This window comes from Naumannella halotolerans (genome assembly GCF_004364645.1).
Classification (GTDB): domain Bacteria; phylum Actinomycetota; class Actinomycetes; order Propionibacteriales; family Propionibacteriaceae; genus Naumannella; species Naumannella halotolerans.
On sequence record NZ_SOAW01000002.1, the window covers coordinates 228,366 to 250,453 of the forward strand.

General features: G+C 65.2%; 19 protein-coding genes. 10 read left to right on the forward strand and 9 right to left on the reverse strand.

Annotated features, from left to right (window positions below; genetic code table 11):
* Positions 1-14: 14 nt before the first annotated feature.
* The gene (gene chrA / locus CLV29_RS12175; protein WP_133755354.1) at positions 15-1,226 is read right to left on the reverse strand and encodes a chromate efflux transporter; all 1,212 of its coding nucleotides are present in this window, start codon (positions 1,224-1,226) and stop codon (positions 15-17) included.
* 67 nt (positions 1,227-1,293) lie between these two features.
* On the opposite strand from chrA, the gene CLV29_RS12180 reads away from it, so the two are divergent.
* From CLV29_RS12180 to CLV29_RS12195, 4 genes are read left to right on the forward strand one after another with little or no spacing between them, the layout of a single operon-like run.
* Complete coding sequence (locus CLV29_RS12180) at positions 1,294-2,187, forward strand: metalloregulator ArsR/SmtB family transcription factor (RefSeq protein ID WP_243831920.1); 894 nt, start codon at positions 1,294-1,296, stop codon at positions 2,185-2,187.
* A gap of 48 nt (positions 2,188-2,235) precedes the next feature.
* On the forward strand, positions 2,236-2,652 hold the full coding sequence (locus CLV29_RS12185) for an arsenate reductase ArsC (RefSeq protein ID WP_133755708.1): 417 nt from the start codon (positions 2,236-2,238) through the stop codon (positions 2,650-2,652).
* Positions 2,649-3,311 carry an arsenate reductase ArsC gene (locus tag CLV29_RS12190; protein WP_133755355.1) on the forward strand — a complete coding sequence of 221 codons (663 nt, stop codon included), beginning with the start codon at positions 2,649-2,651 and terminating at the stop codon, positions 3,309-3,311. Before CLV29_RS12185 ends, CLV29_RS12190 begins: the two co-directional genes overlap by 4 nt.
* Entirely contained in the window at positions 3,308-4,057 is a 750-nt protein-coding gene (locus CLV29_RS12195) for an aquaporin (RefSeq protein ID WP_133755356.1), read from the forward strand. Before CLV29_RS12190 ends, CLV29_RS12195 begins: the two co-directional genes overlap by 4 nt.
* Positions 4,058-4,072: 15 nt before the next feature.
* Here the strand turns inward: CLV29_RS12195 and CLV29_RS12200 are convergent, their stop codons facing one another.
* Complete coding sequence (locus CLV29_RS12200) at positions 4,073-5,974, reverse strand: heavy metal translocating P-type ATPase (RefSeq protein WP_341799760.1); 1,902 nt, start codon at positions 5,972-5,974, stop codon at positions 4,073-4,075.
* Between the two features lie 87 nt (positions 5,975-6,061).
* On the opposite strand from CLV29_RS12200, the gene CLV29_RS16225 reads away from it, so the two are divergent.
* Entirely contained in the window at positions 6,062-6,289 is a 228-nt protein-coding gene (locus CLV29_RS16225) for a hypothetical protein (protein WP_166649238.1), read from the forward strand.
* 109 nt (positions 6,290-6,398) lie between these two features.
* Here CLV29_RS16225 and CLV29_RS12205 read toward each other — a convergent pair whose 3' ends face one another.
* From CLV29_RS12205 to CLV29_RS12215, 3 genes are all read right to left on the reverse strand, one after another.
* A complete protein-coding gene (locus CLV29_RS12205; RefSeq protein ID WP_208292940.1) occupies positions 6,399-6,995 on the reverse strand; it encodes a CueP family metal-binding protein in 597 nt (198 codons plus the stop codon).
* A gap of 179 nt (positions 6,996-7,174) precedes the next feature.
* A complete protein-coding gene (locus CLV29_RS12210; RefSeq protein WP_133755357.1) occupies positions 7,175-7,774 on the reverse strand; it encodes a DUF305 domain-containing protein in 600 nt (199 codons plus the stop codon).
* 839 nt (positions 7,775-8,613) lie between these two features.
* Entirely contained in the window at positions 8,614-9,765 is a 1,152-nt protein-coding gene (locus tag CLV29_RS12215; protein WP_133755358.1) for a DNA cytosine methyltransferase, read from the reverse strand.
* Between the two features lie 288 nt (positions 9,766-10,053).
* On the opposite strand from CLV29_RS12215, the gene mobF reads away from it, so the two are divergent.
* The 3 genes from mobF to CLV29_RS12230 all read left to right on the forward strand — a co-directional run bounded on the left by mobF (position 10,054) and on the right by CLV29_RS12230 (position 17,264).
* Positions 10,054-13,626 carry a MobF family relaxase gene (gene mobF / locus CLV29_RS16885; protein WP_133755359.1) on the forward strand — a complete coding sequence of 1,191 codons (3,573 nt, stop codon included), beginning with the start codon at positions 10,054-10,056 and terminating at the stop codon, positions 13,624-13,626.
* Between the two features lie 118 nt (positions 13,627-13,744).
* The gene (locus CLV29_RS16535; RefSeq protein WP_133755360.1) at positions 13,745-14,899 is read left to right on the forward strand and encodes an AAA family ATPase; all 1,155 of its coding nucleotides are present in this window, start codon (positions 13,745-13,747) and stop codon (positions 14,897-14,899) included.
* On the forward strand, positions 14,880-17,264 hold the full coding sequence (locus CLV29_RS12230; RefSeq protein WP_133755361.1) for a S8 family peptidase: 2,385 nt from the start codon (positions 14,880-14,882) through the stop codon (positions 17,262-17,264). Before CLV29_RS16535 ends, CLV29_RS12230 begins: the two co-directional genes overlap by 20 nt.
* A gap of 26 nt (positions 17,265-17,290) precedes the next feature.
* Here the strand turns inward: CLV29_RS12230 and CLV29_RS12235 are convergent, their stop codons facing one another.
* The gene (locus tag CLV29_RS12235) at positions 17,291-18,541 is read right to left on the reverse strand and encodes an AlbA family DNA-binding domain-containing protein (RefSeq protein ID WP_133755362.1); all 1,251 of its coding nucleotides are present in this window, start codon (positions 18,539-18,541) and stop codon (positions 17,291-17,293) included.
* A 66-nt stretch (positions 18,542-18,607) separates the two neighbouring features.
* Positions 18,608-19,603 carry a DNA-processing protein DprA gene (locus CLV29_RS12240; RefSeq protein ID WP_133755363.1) on the reverse strand — a complete coding sequence of 332 codons (996 nt, stop codon included), beginning with the start codon at positions 19,601-19,603 and terminating at the stop codon, positions 18,608-18,610.
* A 238-nt stretch (positions 19,604-19,841) separates the two neighbouring features.
* On the opposite strand from CLV29_RS12240, the gene CLV29_RS12245 reads away from it, so the two are divergent.
* Positions 19,842-20,207 carry a sulfate permease gene (locus tag CLV29_RS12245; protein WP_133755364.1) on the forward strand — a complete coding sequence of 122 codons (366 nt, stop codon included), beginning with the start codon at positions 19,842-19,844 and terminating at the stop codon, positions 20,205-20,207.
* 25 nt (positions 20,208-20,232) lie between these two features.
* Here CLV29_RS12245 and CLV29_RS16540 read toward each other — a convergent pair whose 3' ends face one another.
* Positions 20,233-20,586: a helix-turn-helix domain-containing protein gene (locus CLV29_RS16540; protein WP_243831921.1), complete on the reverse strand. Its 354-nt coding sequence runs from the start codon at positions 20,584-20,586 to the stop codon at positions 20,233-20,235.
* A 115-nt stretch (positions 20,587-20,701) separates the two neighbouring features.
* On the reverse strand, positions 20,702-20,875 hold the full coding sequence (locus CLV29_RS16235; protein ID WP_166649239.1) for a hypothetical protein: 174 nt from the start codon (positions 20,873-20,875) through the stop codon (positions 20,702-20,704).
* A gap of 102 nt (positions 20,876-20,977) precedes the next feature.
* Between CLV29_RS16235 and CLV29_RS12255 the strand changes: the two genes are divergently transcribed.
* Positions 20,978-21,235 (forward strand): ribbon-helix-helix domain-containing protein, encoded by a 258-nt coding sequence (locus tag CLV29_RS12255; RefSeq protein WP_133755366.1) that lies wholly within the window; start codon positions 20,978-20,980, stop codon positions 21,233-21,235.
* Positions 21,236-22,088: the final 853 nt, after the last annotated feature.

The following is a 22,088-nucleotide window of genomic DNA, read 5'->3' on the forward strand; positions in this document are numbered from 1 at the left end:
CTGTCAAACCATTGCTACAGCAGGCCCATGAGGATGCCGCCAGCGGCGCCGACGAGCACCACGACCCACGGGGGTAGTTTCCAAGAGATGAGGAGCACGAAGCAGATCACGGCGAGGGTGAATGGGCCGGGTCCGGTGATTGCTGTGGTGAATACGGGTGAATAGAGGGCGGCGGCGAGGATTCCGACGACGGCGGCGTTTGCGCCGCGCATGACCGCTTGCGCCCATGCGCGGCGGCGGAAGGTGTTCCAGAACGGCAAGACTCCGAGCAGGAGCAAGAAGCCGGGCAGGAACACGGCGATCAGTGTAATCAGCGCGCCCCAGATCCCACCGGGACCGGTGTCAGAGATCGCGCCAAGGTATCCGGCGAAGGTGAACAACGGGCCGGGGACGGCTTGGGCTGCCCCGTATCCGGCGAGGAACTGAGCGTTCGTCACCCAGCCTGGGTCGACCACGCCGGCCTGCAGCAGCGGAAGCACGACGTGTCCGCCGCCGAACACGAGCGCGCCGGCCCGATAGACCGCGTCGAACAAAGCCACCCCGCCGATGCCTGTCGCTGAAGCGAGGGCTGGGCCGCCGACCAACAGGAGAAAGAACACGGCGAGACTGGTGATGCCGACAGCACGTCGCACGGGGAAGTGGAGCATGTCTGGCCGCTGTTCCTCGACAGCCATGCGGCAGAAGATCAGTCCGCCAATCGCGCCGATCAGGATCGCAACGATCTGACCCACCGACCCCACCAGCAGCATCGCGGTAGCGAGCGCGACCACAGCGATCCCGGCGCGAGGGCGATCGGGGGTAAGAGTTCGAGTCATTCCCCAGACGGCTTGGGCGACGATCGCGACCGCGACGATCTTCAATCCCGTGAGCAGTCCGTCACCGATCGGACCGGAAATCCACGCTGCCCCATAGGCGAATGCGACCATCAACACCGCGGACGGCAAGGTGAATCCTACGAACGCCGCAACCGCACCCCAACCGCCTGCGCGGAGCAGACCCACGCCGAAGCCAACCTGGCTAGACGCGGGGCCGGGCAGGAACTGTGACAGTGCGACCAGATCTGCATACTCGCGGTCGCCCATCCACTTGCGGCGTTCGACGAACTCGGTGCGGAAATAGCCGAGGTGCGCGACGGGCCCTCCGAACGAGGTGGTCCCGAGCTTCAGGAACACCCGGAACACTTCCCACACCGTGCTGCGAGCGGTGGCCGTCGAGGCCTGTGTCATGATTGCTCCTGTTCCCCACGGATGGTCTGGCGGACGGCCACACCTCGTTCAAGATAGATTATGGTCTATGGATTCGATGGTGGAGATACCTACGTTGGCGGTGCTTGCTGATCCCACCCGTGCCCGGATCGTCCAGCTGATCCGCGACGCCGAGGGTGAGCGGGCCATGGTGAGCCGCCTCGCCGAGCAGCTCGGGTTGCGGCAACCTACGGTCAGCCATCACATGGCGGCGCTGCGCGCTGAAGGTCTCGTGGTCCGCGAACCCGAGGGGCGCCGGGTCTGGTACTCGATCAACCCCGACAAAGCTGACCACGTCACCGCCCTCCTCGGCGCCCCCGCCATCGGCGGCGAGGAGCCGGATTGGGAGCGGGTCATAGACGACCTCGCCGCGCGCTACAAAGGCTCCTTCAATCGCGAGACAATCGCACGCTACCTGACCGACTCCCGCGACCTGCTAACAGCCCGCGGTGACGCGCCGCTACTGGCCTCACGCGCTGCGGCATTCACCGCATCCCGCCTCGACGACGTTCGCCGCACCGAGGTTCAGTCGGGGTGGCCGCCGTCGGTGCTGTTCGTGTGCGTCCAGAATGCAGGCCGCTCGCAGCTTGCCGCCGGCATCCTGCGCCAACTCGCCGGCGACACAGTCATCGTCCGCTCCGCCGGATCCGCGCCCGCGGCCGAGGTCCGCTCAGCGATCGTGACCGCGCTCGACGAGATTGGCGTCAGCATCGGCGGAGAGTTCCCCAAGCCCCTGACCGACGAGGCCGTGAAGGCTGCGGATGTCGTGGTCACGATGGGCTGCGGCGACGCCTGCCCGGTTTATCCCGGCCGCCGATACCTGGACTGGGACCTTGCCGACCCAGTCGGCAAGCCGCTGAGCGTCATTCGAAAGATCCGCGACGACATTGACCTGCGAGTCCGCGCGCTGCTCTCCGAACTGACCGGCGACCCACTTTCCTGATACATAGATAATGGTCTATGCTTTCTGGTGAAAGAAAGAGAGGCCGTGATGAGTGAGAAACCCACCGTCCTGTTCGTCTGCGTTCACAATGCCGGTAGGTCGCAGATGGCCGCAGGTTACTTGCAGCATCTTGCTGGCGATCGAGTCGAGGTGCTTTCGGCCGGGTCCGAACCGAAGGACCAAATCAATCCGGTCGCGGTCGACGTGATGGCTGAGGAGGGCATCGATATCGCCAGCAACGACCCGAAGCTCCTGACCGTCGACACGGTCCGCGAGTCGGACGTGGTGATCACGATGGGCTGCGGGGATGCATGCCCGATCTTCCCCGGGAAGCGCTATGAGGACTGGCAGCTCGACGACCCCGCGGGCCAGAGCATCGACGCGGTCCGGTCGATCCGGGACGAGATCCGCTCCCGCGTCGAGACGCTGATCGCCGAGCTCCTCCCCACCTGGCGGCCAGCATGAACGCGCCGCGCGGCCAGGACGGGCTACTCTCCCCAGACTCGGTGCTGCACCGTGCCGCCGAACGACTCGCACGGCAGTTCGGCGGGATGGTCAGCGAAGAGACCGCCGAAAGGGGCGTGTTCGAGTCCTACACCGGGCTGGCCCGCACCGCCGCGGTCAACACTCATCTGCCGACGGTGGGGGAAAAGTTCGCCCACGACCGGCTGGTCGCCCTCGCGCAATCGCGCGGGCTGATTGGCAAGCCGGTGCCGGAGATCCTCTACGTCTGCGTCCAGAACTCCGGCCGGTCGCAGATGGCCGCCGCCATCACGAGGCATCTCGCCGGCGACCGCGTCCACGTCCGCTCCGCCGGCTCGCAGCCTGCCGCGGGTGTGCTGCCGGGTGTTGTGGCTGTGCTTGAGGAAGCCGGGATTCACCTTGCCGACGAGTTCCCCAAGCCGCTCACCGATGACGTTGTCCGCGCCGCAGACGCGGTCGTGACGATGGGCTGCGGGGACGCCTGCCCGCTCTATCCGGGCAAGCGCTACCTCGACTGGGATCTGAACGACCCGTCCGACCTTGACTTGGACGGGCTCCGCGCGGTCCGCGACGAAATCCAGCAGCACGTCGAGCAGCTGCTCACTGAGCTCGCCCCTGGTCTCGCGGCACCCCGGTCGTGACCGGGGTCTGGCGGCGCGGCTTCGCAGAGTTTCTCGGCACGGGGCTGCTGGTCACCGTTGTGGTCGGTTCCGGAATCGCCGCGCAACGACTCTCCGCCGACACTGGCCTGCAGCTGCTGGAGAACTCGATCGCCACCGCGCTCGGCCTCGGCGTCCTGATCGTGTTGCTCGCTCCGGTCTCCGGCGCGCACTTCAACCCCGTCGTCTCCCTCGCGGACGCCCTCCTCGGCCGCCGTTCAGCCACCGGGCTCTCGGCGCGAGAGCTCGTCATCTACCTGCCGGCGCAAATCGCAGGCGGGATTGGCGGCGCGGTATTGGCGAACGCGATGTTCGCTACTCCGACCGCGATTTCCACCACTGATCGCGCCGCCCCTGCGACGATCCTCGCCGAGGTCGTCGCCACCGCGGGTCTTGTGCTCCTGATCATGGGCCTCATCCGCACCGGTCGGCCCGCACCAGTAATCGCGGCGGCGGTCGGCTCTTACATCGGCGCCGCGTACTGGTTCACCAGCTCCACCTCGTTCGCCAACCCTGCCGTCACCATTGGCCGAGTCTTCACTGACACCTTCGCTGGCATCGCCCCCAACTCGGTGCTGCCGTTCCTCACCGCACAGCTCGCCGGCGCCGGCCTCGCGATCGCACTCACCCTCGCGCTGTTCCCTCACCCGGGGCACAGTTGGCCACCCGGAGCGAAGCCGAGGAACGTGACTCGTAGAAATCAGGCCTACCGCTCAGGCTCCTGCTAGCTTGCACCCGGCAGGTTATCGGCTGAGGATGCGTCGGGCTGTCGTTCCGGGATCAAGGTCCAGTTTTCGCAGGAGTTGTGCGTTGAGGGCGACGACGATGGTGGACAGCGACATGAGGATCGCTCCGACGGACATCGGGAGTACGAATCCGATCGGGGCGAGGACACCGGCCGCGAGTGGTACGGCAAGGAGGTTGTAGCCCGCTGCCCACCAGAGGTTCTGTTTCATCTTGCGGTAGGCGGCTCGCGACAGTTCGATGACGGAGAGCACCGAACGGGGGTCGTCGCTGGCGAGGATGACGCCGGCTGAGGCGATGGCGACGTCGGTTCCGGCGCCGATGGCGAGGCCGACATCGGCTTGGGCGAGTGCGGGGGCGTCGTTGACGCCGTCGCCGACCATCGCGACGGATCGTCCTTCAGACTGCAGTTCGTGGACCTTCGCGGCTTTGTCCTCCGGTCGTACGCCGGCGAAGACGCGGTCGATGCCGAGGTCCTGCGCGACAGCGTTCGCGACCGCTTCGGCATCGCCGGTGATCATCACCACCTGCACATTGAGCGCGTGCAATGCTTCGATGGCCTCACGGGATTCGGGGCGGACCTCGTCGGCCAGTTTCAGTGCACCGATCACCGCACCATCCTGAATAACGTGCAAGATGATTGCGCCGTCGGTGCGCCATTGGTCAGCGATGGGGAGTTCTTCGGCGTTCTCTTCGGTGAGCAGGTGCGGGCCGCCCACCCGGATGGTGGCGCGTTCGACGACGGCGGTGACGCCGACGGCAGGGGAAGATCTGAACGCGGCACTGGGTGGCACAGTGAGGTGCCGGTCTGCGGCGGCGCGCACGATGGCCTTTGCGAGCGGGTGTTCGCTGTCTGCTTCGGCCGCAGCGGCAAGTGTGAGGACGCGGTTCGGGTCTGTGCCGTCTGCGGCGAATACCGCGGAGACGACCGGTTCACCCTTGGTCAGTGTGCCCGTCTTGTCGAACAGGATGGTGTCGACGGTGCGCATGCTCTCCAGTGCGAGTCGATCCTTGATGAGCACGCCGCCGCGTGCGGCACGTTCGGTGGCGATCGACACCACCAGCGGGATCGCCAACCCGAGTGCGTGCGGGCAGGCAATCACGAGCACGGTGATTGCCCGGATGACTGCAGCATCGGGAAGGCCGACGAGAGTCCACACGATCGCGGTGACCGCGGCAGCGGCCAGTGCGAACCAGAACAGCCATCCGGCGGCCCTGTCGGCCAGGCGCTGGGCGCGGGACGAGGAGTTCTGCGCTTCCGTGACGAGTCGCTGGATGCCCGCCAGGGTGGTGTTGTCCCCGACGGCGGTGATCTCGATGCGCAGCCCCGAGTCGGTCGCCACGGTGCCGGCAGTGACATGGTCGCCGGTTTCGCGCTCCACAGTGCGGGATTCCCCGGTGACCATGGACTCGTCCATCGAAGCGCGGCCATCGATGATCCGTCCGTCCGCGGGGACCGTACCACCCGGCCGCACGATCACGACGTCGCCGACGCGAAGATCGGACGGCGCGACAAGGACCACGCCGTCTCCGTCAACGCGTTCTGCCTCGTCCGGGAGGAGCGCGGCGAGCGAATCGAGCGCGGACGTCGTCTGCGCCAGTGAGCGCATCTCGATCCAGTGGCCCAACAGCATGATGACCACGAGCAGGGCCAGTTCCCACCAGAAGTCGAGTTCGTGATGCAGCAGCCCCAGAGTCGCGCCCCAGGATGCGACGAAAGCGACTGTGATCGCCAGGCCGATCAGCAGCATCATCCCGGGCTTGCGGGCACGGATCTCATCGACTGCACCAACCAGGAATGGCCGGCCACCCCAGACGTAGATGACGGTGCCGAGGATCGGTGAGACCCAGCTCAACCCCGGGACATCAGGGAGTGTGTACCCGACGATCGACGCGAACATTCCCGACAGTGCGACCACGGGTACCGCAAGGACGAGCATGATCCAAAACAGCCGACGGAACTGCCCGACATGATCACCATGCCCTGCGTGACCACCGTGTCCTGCGTGATCGTCGTGGGCGGCGTGGGCATCCTGCCCAGCGTGGTCACTGTGCTCGGCGTCGGCATGGTGTGTGGCGTGGTCGCCGTGCGCCATGTGGTCGTGCGTTGTGTGGACAGGGCCTGCGTGTTCGTGCTGCGTATGCGGTTGGCGCGAGCTGTGGTCGTGCGGGGTGGTCATCGACGTTTCCCTTCGGCGTTGGTGGCTCGTGGATGAATCGAGGAAATTGCCCAGGTTCACCATCCTCATAATACCCCCAGGGGGTATATATGGGGAGGGTGAACCTGGGCGCTGGCATCGGCGGGACTGCTCAGACCGCTTTCGGTCAGGCAAGTTTCAGTGTTGTCACGCACGTTTGCGCGTCGTCACCGATCGTCGACACAATCGAGGTAGCGGTCTTCCCCGCGTGGGTGATCGTGATGCGAGCCTCGATGTCGCGGGGCAGCCAGAGCCCGACGAACCCGTTGTCGAAGGTGCGCGTCGATTCGGTGAGCACGATCTCGCCCGTTGCGGCATTGGTGACGGTCACGTCGATCTCGGCATTACGGAGCTCCCCAACGCAGCCTGTCGGGCTGTGGTAATAGCAGTCGTGGGTTTGCGACAGGTACGGCGCCGCCGACACATAAATGCTGTCCGCGGGAAGGGCGACCTCCTCGGTTCGTCCTTGGTCGTCAGTCACGGTCACCTCTCGTGCCGTGATCGAGGTTGCCACTCCTTCTGGCCGCTCGGCCAGCGGGATCGCGTCGAGCGATTCGACAAGGTGCCCACCGTCGAGGTTGGCCAGGCCGAGTTTCGCAAGCAGCGACGCATCCGCAGCCTGGTTCGCAGGAGGGGCAGGCGGTGGTGCCGGTGTGCATCCAGCCAGCAGGAGCACGGCGGCGAGCAGCGCCGAGGGGAGGGTGAGGATTCTGAGTGTTCGCATTCTGATGTGTGCTTTCGATTGATTGGGGCAGGAACGCACCTTGCCGGTGTGCCCGTGCCTCATGAGATAGGGAGTGAGACGCCGGAGCGAACGCGACGCATGCGCGCACGGCGTGGAGAGCACCCGGGCGACGCCGCTGTGAACGGCGACGGCGCCACACGACGTGCAGGGAGGGGCTGTCAGAGTCGCGCCAGCATGTCTCTCATGCGGTCGATCTCATCGTTTTGCGCGGTGATGATGTCCTGGGCCAACGCGGTCGCTTCACCGTTCAGACCGTCGGTGACCTCTACCTCCGCCATCTCTACGGCACCCTCGTGATGCGCGATCATCTGTTCAAGGAACATCCTCGACGCCGTTGGGCCATCCGCAGCACCCAGTTCTGCCAACTCCTCCGGCGACAGCATGCCGTCCATTCCGCCCATGCCACTGTGGTCCATCCCGTGCATGGACGCAGATGCGCCCCAGCTTTCGAGCCAGCCCTGCTGCAGCTTGATTTCAGGCCCCTGGGCATCCTTGATCTCCTGGGCAAGCTCAAGCACCTCAGGATCGACACCATCCTTGGTCAAGATGATGTCAGACATCTCGATCGCTTGTTCGTGGTGCGGGATCATCATCGTCGCGAACATCACATCCGCGTCATTGAACTCCGCCGCGTTCGAACTGAGTGTGCTCTCTGGGGCGGACTCGTCGCCGGGCTCAGGGGTGGTGGACGTGCAGCCGGCGAGGGCCAACGTCGCAGCAAGGGCCAGCCCAGCGAGGGCAGGAATACGGGTTTTCATCAGGGTTCTCCTCAAAGAGTCGTCAGTGACGCACTCGTCACCGTGACGAGTGCGAAGAGGTACGTATCCGCGGAACCGGGACCGACTTAGCCCTGACCGCGAGATCGCCCATCACGTTCGACTAATGCAGAGCACCAGCAGAGACGGCGCGCGCGACTGCACGTGCCGGTATTGCGAGAACGCAAGCCCACGCGCCCGCAACACCCCTGCCCACAGGCGTGAGAGAACCCGAGGGGGCAAGAGCATCACAATCAGGAACAACACGAACAGACACATCAGAGCGATGCCCGCGTGCCCAGTCGCGCACCCCGCGCACCCGTCCATCGTCGGGGCAGGTGCCCCCGGCATGCCCGCCCCAAGGACAGGCTCTGCAACAGATAAATCACCGTGTCGCGCGGAGTGCTCAACCGAGTTAAGAACAGTGCCGGACGTCCCACCGTGGTGGGTCACCGCAACGCTGGCTGACTCACCAATCGACGACGGCGCCGCTGTCGCATGACCAATCGAGTGCATCGAGACGAGACCAAGCAGGAGACTGACGAGAAGCAGTCCGCCAAGGAGTGTTGACCCCAGCCAGCCACGGCGCGCGAGCGCACGCCCTGCTGTTGTCATGCTGAATCCCACACGCCGCATACTATCGGCATCAGCTACGCGGATTCTGTGTCCTGGGCCGTCGACCGAATCAAGTTTCTCCGGGCCGCGTGAATAGGGGCCGCGTGCCCGACCGACGAAGGGCGGCCACGTACGTCACAGAGAATGGCCTCGGTGATCTCCCGCTCGACTTGACGTTGAGCTCTCCTTGCTCTTCGAGAAGCGCAGGAAGCGTATGGCCACGCAACTCATCTCCGTACTTGGCGCCACGTCAATGCCGAACGAAGCTGATCAGACGTTCCCACTGACCGTGACGCCGCGAGTGCCGACAACGCGGTGGCTGCCTGAAGCGGCAGGACGCCGTTACCGAGCGCGGTGATTTGCTGGTTCGGTGTCAGGCCGCCAGGTTCGGTCACCCATCCGGCGGGCAGGCCCATGAGCCATTCGACGAACACGGGTGCTGGTCGGGGTCCGTCGATGTCGTCGAGGAGCGCGGGTGCCGGCGCTGCGCGGCCGGTGATATGTTCCCAGCGTCCGATGGCGTCGGCGTAGCGTCCCCAGCGTTGAAGAGTCCGTCTATCAGGGACCAAAGGGTCTCCGACTCGCGCCTCTTGGTCGGTGAGCCAGCTGGTCCGTGGAGGGCGAACTCGATGATCTGGTGCGACAGCGCGATCGTCCCACGTCTCGCTCGCACCTGATCGAGTGTCTCGCCGCCGCGTGAGGAGTCCGTCGCCAGTGGCGTGCGGAAGCGTGTGGTGGGCGAGGATGAAGATCCGGAGGCGGTGGTGAGGAGCGCCGACAAGGGAAGCCGGTAGACCGATCCATCGTGCATCCATCCGCAGGTCGGCCAGATCGCCGAGAACGGCGCCGAGAGCCCGTAGAGGTCGAGCTGCGTTGTCTCCCAGATGCCACGGGTCGGATTCCAGCTCGCGAAGGGGTACATCGTCGGGGGTTGCGTAGTTGGGGTTGCGTGGGCCATGTCGATCTCCTTCTGCTGATGGCCGCGTTGCCGGTGAGGACAGCAACCCACGGACGTTCTCAATGACGACCCATTCGGGTTGGAGCGCGTCGATTGCCTCGGCCATGTGCGCCCACAGCCCAGAGCGGGTGCCGGGCGCGATGCCGGCGCGTTTGCCGACGGTCGACACGTCTTGGCAGGGGAAGCCGCCGATGAGGATGTCCACGGGCTCGACTTCATGCCAGTCGATGCCGGTGATATCGCCGAGGTTCGGGATGCCAGGCCAGTGGCGCGAGAAGACACGGGCAACGAGTTCGTTGAGTTCGGAGAACCACACGGTGTCGGCGTTGAAGACGTGTTCGGCGGCGAGGTCGAGCCCGCCGTAGCCGCTGAACAGCGACCCGATCTTGAGTCGAGGTGGCTGGTCTTCCTGGTCGCGCATACGTGCTCCGAATGACGGTCGACCCCGACCCCAGTTCTTCGAGTTCTGATGCCGGGCTGGTCATCTGTCAGGTGCACGACCACGCCACGCTGCGCCGCTGTCGTCGCGCCGAGCCCCGCCCCCGGACCCGCCAACTCGCCTCGTCGAGTTCGACCACCCGGGCCGCTCGTCTCTCCGACCCACCTCCTGAGCCGACACGCGTCTTGCAGGTCGAGGTTGGCCCCCTGGGCTGGGGCGTTCGGGCGCGGTTCTCCGGTGCTCACCTGCTCGTCAGGACAGGAGGCAGCGATGACGGTTTCGATGCGCGTGATGAGCGCGGGTGACGGCTACAAGTACCTGCTGAAGACCGTCGCGTCCGCCGACGGCGACCGGCCCCTCTCGACACCGCTGACCCGCTACTTCATTGAGGAAGGCACCCCACCGGGACGGTGGCTCGGCAAAGGTGTCGCGTCACTCGGCAAGGGTGAACTGGTCGTCGGTGACCAGGTTTCAGAAGACCAACTCCAGCTCCTCATGGGCTCTGGCTGCGATCCGATAACCGGCGAGCAACTCGGGCTCGCGTTCGCCGCTTTCAAGACGACAGAGCAGCGGATCGAGGCCCGGATCGCGAAGCTCGACGCCACCCTGACGCCGGGTGCGAAGGGTGAGGCTGTCGCCCGGATCGTTGCTGAGGAGAACGCGCGGGCTGGGCGTCGCGCGGTCGCAGGGTTCGACTTCACGTTCTCGATCCCAAAGTCCGCCAGCGTCCTCTGGGCGGTCGCTGACGCAGGGGTGCAGGCGATGATCGGGGCTGCGCATCACCGGGCGGTTGCGGAGGTGGTTGCGTTCATGGAACGAGAGGTTGCGGCCACCCGCACCGGTGCAACCGCAGGCGACGGGGCCGTTGCGCAGGTCCAGGTCGAGGGGCTGATCGCGACCGCGTTCGATCACTTCGACTCCCGCGCAGGCGACCCCCACCTCCACACCCACGTCGTCATCAGCAACAAGGCCAAGACGAAGCTCGACGGGAAGTGGCGCTCACTGGACGGCAGACCGATGCACGCCGCCGTTGTCGCGCTCTCGGAGCTGCATGAGGCGGTATTCGCAGACCACATGACCCGAATCTTCGGCGTCGAATGGGAAGCCCGCGACATGGGCCGCGACCGCAATCCTGCCTGGGCGATCACCGCCGTCCCCGAGTCCCTGGTGATGGAGTTCTCGAACCGCTCCCGCCACATCGATGCCGAGAAGAACCGGCTGGTCGACGAGTACGTCGCCGCGCATGGCCGCCAACCGTCGAATGCGACGATCTTGAAGCTCCGCGCGCAGGCGACGCTCTCCACCAGACCCGACAAGCAGGTCCGATCCCTCGCCGATCTGACCGAGGAGTGGCGAACACGAGCCACCACGGTCCTCGGCCAGGACGCGACTCGGTGGGCGATGGACGCAACCGATAACGACCAGCCGCCGTTGCTGCGCGCCGACGACATTCCGCTCGACGTGATCCGCGACATCGGCCGCACTGTCGTCGAGACGGTTGGTGAGAAGCGTTCGACCTGGCGCCGTTGGAACCTCATGGCCGAAGCCGCGAGGCAGACGATGGGCTGGCGCTTCGCCACCATGAGCGACCGTGAATCGGTGATCGCGATGGTCACCGACGCCGCCCAGCTCGCGTCCCTGCGACTCACACCGCCCGAGCTGACGCTGTCTCCGGTGGTGTTCCGGCGCAGTGATGGCACGTCGGTGTTCCGTCCGGTCAACTCGGCGATCTTCACCTCCGAGGGGCAGCTTCTTGCGGAAGACCGTCTCCTCGACCGCTCACGCGACCTCACCGGCCCCACCTTGGCGCTCGCGACCGTCGAGAAGGTTGCCCATAAGCCCGACGCCGACGGTTCGGTGTTGGGTGAGGATCAGGCCGAGGCGTTGACACGGATCGCGGTGTCCGGGCGGATGCTCGACGTGCTCGTCGGCCCGGCTGGGGCGGGCAAGACGACCGCCATGAACGCGCTACGCCGAGCCTGGGAGGCAGAACACGGCGCAGGCTCCGTGGTCGGGCTCGCACCGTCCGCGGTGGCCGCACAGGTCCTCGCCGACGATCTCGGGATCGAGACCGAGAACACTGCGATGTGGTGGCAGAACCACCTCACCAAAGGACTCGACTTCACCGCTGGTCAGTTGGTCATCGTCGACGAAGCATCCCTCGCTGGCACTCTGTCGCTGGACCGGATCACCGGCCTCGCCCAGCAGGCAGGCGCGAAGGTGCTGCTGGTCGGTGACTACGCACAGCTTCAATCGGTTGATGCTGGGGGCGCGTTCTCGATGCTTGCGCACGACCGCACTGACGCCGTCGAACTCATCGACGTCCACCGCTTCCACCAGCCGTGGGAGAAGCTCGCCTCCCTCGACCTGCGCCACGGCCACACCTCGGTGATCGACACGTACCTGGCCCACGGGCGAATCCGAGACGGCGACACCGAGGACATGACCGACGCCGCCTACACGGCGTGGCGGGCCGACCGAGACGCCGGACGCATCACTGTCCTGATCGCCGAGACCCGCGAACAAGTGACCGCGCTCAACGCGCGCGCCCGAGCTGACCTGCTCATCGACGGGACCCTCACCCAGGACAGGGAGGTCGAGCTGCGCGACGGAACCCATGCGGGTATCGGGGACACCGTCATCACTCGCCGCAACAACCGGAAGATCACGGCCAGCAACGGGAACGACTGGGTGCGCAACGGCGACATCTGGACCATCACCGACGTGCGAGACGACGGCAGCCTCACCATCCGCAGACCAGGCCGCTCTTACGGCGGCGCGATCGTGCTGCCCGCCGGATATGTCACTGAGCATGTCGATCTCGGATACGCCGTCACCGCGCACCGAGCCCAAGGAGTCACCACCGACACCGCACACGTCCTGGTCGAGCCGGCCGCGACCAGGGAGAACTTCTACGTCTCCATGACCCGAGGACGTGCTGCAAATCATGCCTATGTGATCCTCGACCGGGTCGACGACCACCAACAGCCGCACCCCGGCGACGACCCGAACGCGAGCGGCCGCAGCGTCCTGACCGGGGTCCTCCAGCACGTCGGCGCGGAACTGTCGGCCCACGAGACGATCACCACCGAACACGAACAGTGGGGCTCGATCGCGCAGCTCGCCGCCGAGTACGAGACCATCGCCGCCGCCGCGCAACACGACCGCTGGGCATCCCTCGTCCGTGCATCCGGCCTCACTGCTGAGCAAGCCCAAGCCGCTGTTGAGTCCGAAGCCTTTGGAGCGCTCACGGCAGAGCTCCGCCGCGCCGAAGCCAACCACCACAACATCGAGACCCTGCTTCCACGCATCGTCCAGGCGCGCGGATTCGACGACGCTGACGACATCGCCGCGGTCATTCACTACCGGGTCGCCCGTGTCACCGCTCGCCCCGCCGGATCAGGACGGGCCCGCAAAGCGCCCAGGCTCATCGCCGGGCTCCTGCCACACGCGGGCGGAGTACACGATGCCGAGATGCGTGCGGCGCTCGATGAGCGAGAAGCACTCATCGAAGCCCGCGCCGACGCCGTTCTTGATGGCGCTCTCACCGACGAGGCACCCTGGACGAGAGCGCTCGGTACGTCACCGAGCGACACTCGCCGGGCCGCAGCATGGAGGAAGGCGGCGCGAGTGGTCGCCGCCTACCGAGACCGCTACCGCATCACCGACGACGCGCCCCTCGGGGCACCGCCCGTGTCCGAGGCGCAGAAGATCGACGCAGCCCGGGCAAGAGCCGCGTTGTCCCGGGCGCAGGCGAGTACTTCGACCTTCACAGGCGGTCAGGGGCACGAACGTTCGGCACCGGCTGACTGGCAGCGACGTAGAACCGCACCATCTCTGTGACTACCTAGTCCTGGCTCCCAGGAGCCCTTCCGGTCCGGTAACTGTCAGTGGTGGATGGGATGGTTTTACCATGAGCACCTAGCAGACACGGAGGAACAGAGCTTGTAAGGTGGTAAGCATGAGCGGTGCAGCAAGAAGTAGTTACCAGGCTTCAGATGGTCTAGAGCGCGCCGTCATCGATCTGGTTCGAGTCGGGACACGAGGGCACGGCGCAGGGGTCAAGCAACTCGCATCGCGCCTCATGCGGGCTGTGCCACCGGGGGTGCACGACGCTGAGTCGTTTAGGGATGCGCTCCATGGGGCTATCGCGGCGGGCCTGGAGGCGACAGAGTTGCGGTACGCCTCGGGCTCGCTCCCTACCGAAGGCGACAGCACGCGATCACTGGTAGACATCGACCCGTACCCGGATGGCGATGGGCTGGTTCTCGATGCCTCGGCGATGGAGCCTCTCGCTGAGGTCGTGACAGAACGAGAGCGAGCAGGCGATCTGCGTAGAGCTGGCTCTGCGCCAACCCGAACGGTCCTCCTCAGCGGCCCGCCTGGAGTGGGAAAGACGATGGCCGCGCGCTGGCTGGCGCAGTCGTTGCAGTTGCCGCTCCTCTCGTTGGACCTATCGTCGGTCGTTTCGAGTTACCTCGGAACCTCGGGACGCAACATCAAATCCGTGCTCGACTACGCTAAGAGCGGCCCATGCGTCCTACTCCTCGACGAGTTCGACGCGATCGCGAAGCGACGCGATGACGACTCCGACATTGGTGAACTCAAGCGGATCGTTAACGTGATCCTCGTCGAACTCGACCGATGGCCCGATACGAGCCTGCTGGTTGCCGCTACCAATCACCCTCAGCTCCTTGACGCGGCCGTAGAACGTCGGTTCGACCGCTTGATCTCTCTGTCTCACCCTGCGCCCGTGCAGAGGCGGGCCATTCTGGAGCACCTTGCCACCACGATAGGTGGAGTCGATCCTTCGGCCCTCGTCCTAGCCGTCGAACTGACGGAGGGCTTCTCTAGTTCCGACCTCACGCGCGTCTGGTCGCTAGCTCGCCGCCGCTCTGTCCTCAACGCATCCCCTGTCGAGGATGAGTTGGTCAAGGAACTCGCCCAACGCGCCCCAGCCCCCGGTGCCCGGCGCGACAGCCTGTTCCTCGCGATGCGCGACACACTCGGAATGTCGAATCGGCAGATCGCCGCGCTGGTAGGTGTCTCGCACCCCACCGTTGCAGCAGGAATCAAGCGAGCCGAAGGAGCCTCAAGTGGCAAACACGCAGACTAACGAGACGCGGCGTCCACTCCTCGTCAATGGGGAGGCGCTCAAGCTCGCTGTCCAGGCCCCCAACGCAGGAGGAGGCGACAAGTATGAACCTCAGACAGTTGACCAGGCGCGCACCAACCTAACCCCGCAAATACAGGCTGTCACGGCAGAAGCGGAGAGTCTGCCCCCAGAGCTCCGGGCGAGCGATCATTTGTATGTGGAGGCCAAGCTCCTTCCGAACTACCTCGCGGCCTCGTACTTTCCCACTGAGCTCCTCGCGCATGTCGGAGCCACACCCGTGGGGTCACGGTCAGACATCGGGCAGTACGTCACGAAGACCAAGAGTGTCACGTCCCAAACGAGACGGCTCATCTTCGCGGTCTCGGACAGTGGGCTTCACGAACTACAGAGGCTCATCGCTGACGGGGGCCGAACACGGTCGGAGCACCAGGCGCTTGCCCAGGTCAAAGAGCTTGAGGAAATCTCGCTTCCGCGTCAGTCCGATGTGCTCCGCGCAGGTGAACTCAGTGCGGAAACACAACTCCCACACGAACGCCGGGTCTGGGAGGCAGTGCTGCACCCCCAATCATCCAGGTTGGGTGAGCCGTTGCCTCTGGATCAGGACACGCTCGACCGCTGGTTCAATCTCATCGCAGCTGAAGGTGGTGAGGTTCACCGGGACTTCGTGCGTCGGGTCGGCGGATTGACGTTCACCCCGGTCAGCCTTGACGATAGCCGAGTTGAGTCGCTCGCTCGGTTCAATCCACTCCGCGTGCTCCGGCCCATGCCAGCGATCCGACCTCGGCCGCGATTCGGTATGCGGAGCGTGCAGCGGCTCAGCGCGCCCCCGTCCTCGCGGCCCGTTCTATCTGACGTGTCCGTCGCGGTGTTCGATGGAGGTGTCGACGTTGGTCGAAATACCGCGTCGCTCTTCACGATCCCAACGCACGACCTCACGCCGGAGGCACCTTCCCAAGACGAACTGGATCATGGCACCGGAGTCACGGGAGCCGTGCTCTACGGACTTGTGGCGCCGGGAGACCAAGCGCCGACACCGCCACTGCCAGTCGAGAGCTACCGAGTACTTCCGGCTCCGAATATTCCAGGAGACCTCGAAGGCTACTGGGTCCTAGACCGCATCAAAGAGGAGGTCGAAACGAAGGGTCACCGAATCGTGAACCTGAGCCTTGGCCCCACGCTGGCCGTTGAGGACGACATGGAGCCGAACCGCTGGACAAGCGAACTCGACCAACTCGCGTGGGAAAACGACGTACTCTTCGTAGTCGCTGCTGGCAACGATGGCGACAAAGACCAGGCTGCTGGGCTCCACCGAGTTCAGGTGCCAGCAGACATGGCGAACGGCATCGCGGTCGGAGCCTGCGACGCCCCCGCACCTGAAACGCCGTGGGCAAGAGCCTCATACTCATCGATGGGTCCGGGGCGACACGGAGCTCGCGTACAGCCCCTTGGAGTTCAGTTCGGCGGCACGGACAGCCGCATGTTTAACGTCCTTCGCGCGGATGGGAGCTTCCTCGAAGCAGCGGGCACCAGCTTCGCAGCACCCATCACCACCCACGCACTTGCCGATCTCGTCACGCGACTTCCCCGAGTCAACAGCAGCGTGCTCCGGGCCTTCACGACGCACTTCGCCGAGCGCCCTCGCAGTCACGTCAAGCTTCGCGACGAGGTGGGCTACGGTCGTCAACCCCTCAACTTTGAGGAGCTTCTCAACTGCGCACCCGGCGAAGCGCACGTGCTGTACGTCGACGACATCACCCGCGGCGACCTCCTTGGCTACCAGATTGCGATGCCAGCCGCGCTCACTGCGAACGTGAAGCTCCAGATGACGCTTGCCTACGCCTCGCCGGTTGATCCCACCCAGCCGACCGAGTACACAAGCGCCTCTCTAGAACTGGCGTTGCGACCTCATCACCGAGCCCACACATTCCGACCCCCGCAAGGAGTCGCCGAGAAGAGCCGTGCACTCGACATCGGTGGTGTGGAGGCACGGCAACTCCTATCTGACGGTTGGAGCCCGAGCCAGGAACCCGTTACCAAGTCGCTCGGAGCAGCGAAAAGCGGTTCTGCTGAAGCTCAATTGCGTGACAGTGGTAAGTGGGAGACAGTCCGTCACTATCGCGTGACACTCAAACCCGACGAGGTCGAGCTTCCTCGACTGGAGCTGTCTTATGTAGCACGCCGCAGCGGCGCCCTCGACAACTCTCCGACCACGATCCCCTTTGCGCTTCTCGTCTCAGTTGTTGACGAATCCGGAAGCACAGACATCTACGACGCGGTTCGCACACGATTCAGCGTCCTACAGCCCGCTCAACGCGCACGTACCCGACTCCAGACTCGTGGCGCTTCACCATCTCACTGGTACTGACCACAAGTCGAGGGCGTGAAGGCCCACTAGACCTCGTGCTCAGGCGGACGGATCAGCTGCAAGTTCGAGACACCACCCTGGTTCACGCAGTCCTGAGCGAGGTCGTGAACGTGCCAGTAGAAGTCCAGGTCCGCCTCGGCGGCGTTCACAGTGAACTCGACTGGGGGGTACCGGTGAAGCGGGACTGACGCTCCGTCGTAGTGATAGCCGAAGTTGTCGATCGTTGAGATAGCCAGCGGCTCATCGCCGGTGAAGTCGATCCCGACGCGGATGTCGTACTCGCCGCCGCCTGTCGCTTCCGCTGTCTTGCGCACGAGCGCCATGAGGTCCGCCACCGCGCATTCGATGGCTGCGGACTGGACCTGCCAGCCGTCGAAGTAGCCGTCGCTGCTCATGCGGTGGCCACCAACGGCCGCTGCGATCGTGACCGATCCGTCGTGGTGAATGCTCGCCCATGCCTCCTTCCACGCCGAGCGTTCACCCGTAGCACTGTTCACGGCCACCCACCGACGAAGGCCTGCTCGCGGATTGTGACGGTCGATGTTCTCCAGTGGGTGAATGCCACCGCGGCCCGCGTAGAAGAGCGCAAGGCTCTCAGTCTTTGCGAGAATCTCACGGGCTTCATCGCGCGTGAGCCGACTTCCGACGCGTGGAAGGCGTGGGTGGGCAACTGCTACCAGCCAGGCGCGCGTCTCTGAATCTCGTCCGGCTGCTGCTTCCGCATACAACGTGTCCAGAACTTCGGTGGCGTGGCGGCGCTCGTCGAAGCGCGCACGGTACATCGCCTCGATTTGACGCTCCTTCATCCACACCGTGTCCGCGTCGTTCCGAACGGGTGCGCCGAAGTAGTCGCCCCGGTAGATCAAATGCGGGCCATCGACGCTGGCTGGCACCTCAACGATGACGGCACGCTCGCCTTCCGTCGAACCCAGCCGAAACACGTTCAAGCCGAACACTGGCGGCGTGATCGCGGTGATTGCCGCGCTGCGAAGGGAGCGCTCGTACCCTTCGTCAAAGTCTCCAACGTCGATACGCCCGGTCGCGGCTTTCTGCGATTCACGCACGCCGAAGACGATGACACCACCCCCGCTGTTCGCCATGGCCGCAACGTCTTTCGGGAAGTCGGTCTGCGGCAATCCCTTCTGGGGTGGGAGTTCCGACTTCCAGTCCAAGCCGTCGGACTCCATCGCGCGAGCCGCGACAGCGGAATCGAGCAGTTCGTCCGTCAACGGACCAGGGCCGCGACCGAGGACGCGGTGGAGGGCAGTGAAACTCATGGAACAAGCGTAGGGATGGCTACCGACATCGTGCCGAGGGAGCGGCCATGATTCAGAGTCATGCCTTCACATCTCGACGACGCTTCGTGCTTCTCTTGAGGTCCTACGAGCAGGTTGGCTCCGCGCCGCAACGGAACCCCTGCTGCCTGTTGCTTGGTCGATCATCTGTTCAAGGTCGGTCGAGTCGGCCACCAGCCGGGCCTCCCCACTGACCAGAAGCCGGTGCGGCCCGACGCTCGTCGCGCTGGTGACGGGGCCAGGGACGGCGCCGACTGCGCGGCCGAGCTGATGTGCGTCGTGTGCAACCTTCATCGATCCTGACCGCGCGCCGGCCTCAACCACGACCGTCGCTGCGGACAGTGCCGCCATCAACCGCGCATGGGCAAGGAACCGATGTCGGGTCGGCGTTGCGCCGGGTGCGACTTCGCTGACCAGAAGACCGACATCGGCGATACGACCGAGCAGCTCGCTGTGGCCCGCCGGATACGCGCGATCAACGCCATTCGCCAGGACTGCGATGGTGTCGCCACCGGTCGCGAGCGCCGCGCGATGGGCGGCACCTTCAATGCCGTACGCACCGCCCGCGACGATGATCCGCTCGGCGGCGGCCAAGTCGGAGGCGAGCGTCCCGGTGACATGCTCGCCGTAGGAAGTTGAAGCTCGCGCGCCGGTGAGGGTCACGAGATCGGCGACTGGGCGTGCGAGGAACGACGACGCCCCGCGAGTCCAGAGCACGTACGGGGCTCGCTCGCCGAGATCGCCGAGCGAGCGGGGCCATTCGTCATCGCCGGGCATCAAGACACCGAGCCCTGTTTGTCGTGTCTGGAGGAGGCGATCGTCCAGGGCGTCGATGCCCGAAGTGGCGAAGTGTCCGCGCCAGACGTGGGCGTCAACCTCGTTGAGGCCAGGTACAGGGCTGTCGGACTCGGCCAGCCGCAGGGTTTCGACGCCGCCGACCGTGGCGAGTAGGCGACCTGTCACCGCGTCGTCCGGTTCAACGAGCATCGACAGCACCATTCGCGCGGTGCGCTCATCTCCTGCGATCTCACTCAAGCTCGACATGATCGTGCTCCTCTCGTGCTCCTGCCGGAGAGGTGCGCAGAGACGAGCCAGGTCCGAGGTCCGTAGTGCCTCATAGTCAAGTGCCCGCGAAAGTTTGTCTTCCGTGCGCGCCAAGCCCGGCGTAGAGTGGAAGACGAGGCAGGTTCTCCTCATATTGCGGGTCCTCCGGGACGGCCCTCGGGCACTCATACACGTTCTGCCTCCTCGACGGAGAAACACGTGTGTTGAGAGGCCCACCATGTTCCGCTTCATCTGGACGCTCAGCGTCCGCACCCGCGACTTCCTTCACCGCTACATGCCGAGCAACCGGCTGCTCGCTGCCATCCGCACGCGTCGCGGTCTTAAGTGGGGGCTCCCCGCCATGCTCGTTGCCGCCCCGTACATCCTGGTCGCAACCATCTGCTCCAGCCTCATCGCCGACGGCGGCCCCGGCTGGCTTCACCTGGTCGTACTGTGGGGGTGCTGGAACGCCTTGAAGTTCATCCTCATGGGGCCGATCAGCGTCGTACTGCTCGTCCGCGCGCGCATCCGCGAGGCGATGATCCGTCGCGACCAGCGGCGCGAAGCGCGTGCCGAAGACCGCGAACCGCTCGTGCTGGCTTAGGCCCTCGTCCAGGGAACATCGCGGGTCAGGATGCAGTGGCCATCCGGCTGCGTCGCCCACCGCCCTCGCGAATCGGAACGCCATGCTCGGCCAGCGCGCGGCGAACTGCCTGAGGCCCCGCACCGACCTTCAAACCGACCTCTACCAGCGTCAACCCGCTGTCGTAGAGGTCGGCTGCTTCATGAATGCGGGAAGGGTCGAATCGTCCACGGCGAATCGGGACCTTCCGCCGCGTCAGATGCTCCGCCACCGTCCGACGGTGGATGCCGAAGCGTGAGGCCAGCTCAACGAGCGTTGCGCCGTCGCGGTACCTCGCCACCAGTTCGTCGACCTGCTCGGCCCGTAGAAGGGTTTGAGCCGTCCCAAGTGATCGCACCATCCGGCCCCTGGAGTCCACCACGGAGGGGTGAGACGGGCGTCGGTCCTGCTTGTAGAACCCGCGCGACCTGCGCAAGGACAGGGTTTTCAGGTGTGGACAGGGGTTCTCAAACTCTCTACGGAGGTCCACAGGTTTCAGACGTAGTCGAACTCCTGACGGGGTTCGACTTTGTCGTTTCGTAGGGCTCGGCGAGGCGCGGGCGGGCTTGTTCGTCTTCGGTGATGTCGATGCCGTTGGTGAAGGTCTGGTTCGCGAGGCGCTTGCCGTGGTCGTCGGTCGCGGCATACATGGCCGCGCAGCCGATGAGGAGCCGTAACGCTTTCCTGAGCTGGTTCCGGGGGCCTTGGTTCGGTTCGTATACCCATCAGGCAATTTCGTATAACATTAATGTATGAGCAAGCGCGAGACGATCAACGAAACCCCGGTGACAGGCGAGCAGATCGATGCTTGGGCGGCCGAGGCTGAGACTGGTTACGACGTTGCCGCTTTGAAGAAGCGGGGCCGCGGACGGCCCGGTCGTGGCGCGGAACCGTCGCAGGTCATCGCCCTGCGCCTCACGGCGGACGAGATCAGTGCCCTCGATGCGCGGGCGGAACGGGAAGGCAAGTCGCGCTCCGAGGTGATCCGCGAGGCACTGGCCTCAGCGTGAGAGTCCACCCCTCGGCGCTCAAGCACGGGATCGACGTCGAGGATGCGATCCAGGCTGCAACGTGGGCAACCTTGGATCGAGGACCTCGACCACGACATCCCGGCCCGGCAGCTTCGGCTCGGGTTCGATACCCGTGGCCGACTGCTGGAAACGGTCGTGCTGGTCTTCGACAGCGGAAACGAACTCGTGATTCACGCCATGAAGGCGCGACCTCAAATGCTCGATCTACTGCCCGTAGTCGGCGTGCAGGCAGCGCTCACTTGGCTCGCGTCTTCTCCCACACTGTCATCCGGCTCACGCCGAACCGCTCTGCGATCGACGTGGCCCCCTCGCCGCCCTCCCGGGCAGCCCGGATCGCGGAGACCTCCGTGTCCGTCAGTGGAGTTCGAGGCCGTCTCCTTGGGTTCCGAACGACCTCGGAATCGGCCGTTTCAACGACGAGGGATCCGCCAGCGGCCCCGCTTCTGACCTAATCCCACAAGGAACTGAGCCGTTCGACGCGTTCCCAGTCAGTTCGCCTGATCCTCGTTGCGTCCACCCAACATGCTTCAGGTTCAGACACCCGTCCACCTGAAGGTGGGCGGGTGCTTGAATGCGAGGTTGGCGTTGTCACGCTGTTGAAGCCGGGCGCTTCGCTGGTTCTCCTCGTAGAGGAGGATCGCGAACGGGTCCGGCTTTCTCCGTTCAAACGTCGTCATGCTCGGGTTCACGCTGTTTCGTCAGCGGGTCCGCGTCGGCGCAGTCTGTTCATCGCTTGGTCTGCTCGTGTGCTCTGTCGGAGCTTGTGCAGCATGTACTCCAAGGCGTCGGACTCGTCGGTGAACACGCGAAGTGTCTTCTTCAGGACACTCGC

Excerpts from the sequence above, each read along its gene's own strand:
- CLV29_RS12180 (WP_243831920.1), top strand. The coding sequence starts at position 1,294 with ATGGATTCGATGGTGGAGATACCTACGTTGGCGGTGCTTGCTGATCCC.
- CLV29_RS12190 (WP_133755355.1), top strand. The coding sequence starts at position 2,649 with ATGAACGCGCCGCGCGGCCAGGACGGGCTACTCTCCCCAGACTCGGTG.
- chrA (WP_133755354.1), bottom strand. The coding sequence starts at position 1,226 with ATGACACAGGCCTCGACGGCCACCGCTCGCAGCACGGTGTGGGAAGTG.
- CLV29_RS12200 (WP_341799760.1), bottom strand. The coding sequence starts at position 5,974 with ATGTTCGCGTCGATCGTCGGGTACACACTCCCTGATGTCCCGGGGTTG.
- CLV29_RS12185 (WP_133755708.1), top strand. The coding sequence starts at position 2,236 with ATGAGTGAGAAACCCACCGTCCTGTTCGTCTGCGTTCACAATGCCGGT.
- CLV29_RS12255 (WP_133755366.1), top strand. The coding sequence starts at position 20,978 with ATGAGCAAGCGCGAGACGATCAACGAAACCCCGGTGACAGGCGAGCAG.
- CLV29_RS12245 (WP_133755364.1), top strand. The coding sequence starts at position 19,842 with ATGTTCCGCTTCATCTGGACGCTCAGCGTCCGCACCCGCGACTTCCTT.
- mobF (WP_133755359.1), top strand. The coding sequence starts at position 10,054 with ATGACGGTTTCGATGCGCGTGATGAGCGCGGGTGACGGCTACAAGTAC.
- CLV29_RS16540 (WP_243831921.1), bottom strand. The coding sequence starts at position 20,586 with ATGGTGCGATCACTTGGGACGGCTCAAACCCTTCTACGGGCCGAGCAG.
- CLV29_RS16235 (WP_166649239.1), bottom strand. The coding sequence starts at position 20,875 with ATGTATGCCGCGACCGACGACCACGGCAAGCGCCTCGCGAACCAGACC.
- CLV29_RS12235 (WP_133755362.1), bottom strand. The coding sequence starts at position 18,541 with ATGAGTTTCACTGCCCTCCACCGCGTCCTCGGTCGCGGCCCTGGTCCG.
- CLV29_RS16535 (WP_133755360.1), top strand. The coding sequence starts at position 13,745 with ATGAGCGGTGCAGCAAGAAGTAGTTACCAGGCTTCAGATGGTCTAGAG.
- CLV29_RS12205 (WP_208292940.1), bottom strand. The coding sequence starts at position 6,995 with ATGCGAACACTCAGAATCCTCACCCTCCCCTCGGCGCTGCTCGCCGCC.
- CLV29_RS12215 (WP_133755358.1), bottom strand. The coding sequence starts at position 9,765 with ATGCGCGACCAGGAAGACCAGCCACCTCGACTCAAGATCGGGTCGCTG.
- CLV29_RS12240 (WP_133755363.1), bottom strand. The coding sequence starts at position 19,603 with ATGTCGAGCTTGAGTGAGATCGCAGGAGATGAGCGCACCGCGCGAATG.
- CLV29_RS12210 (WP_133755357.1), bottom strand. The coding sequence starts at position 7,774 with ATGAAAACCCGTATTCCTGCCCTCGCTGGGCTGGCCCTTGCTGCGACG.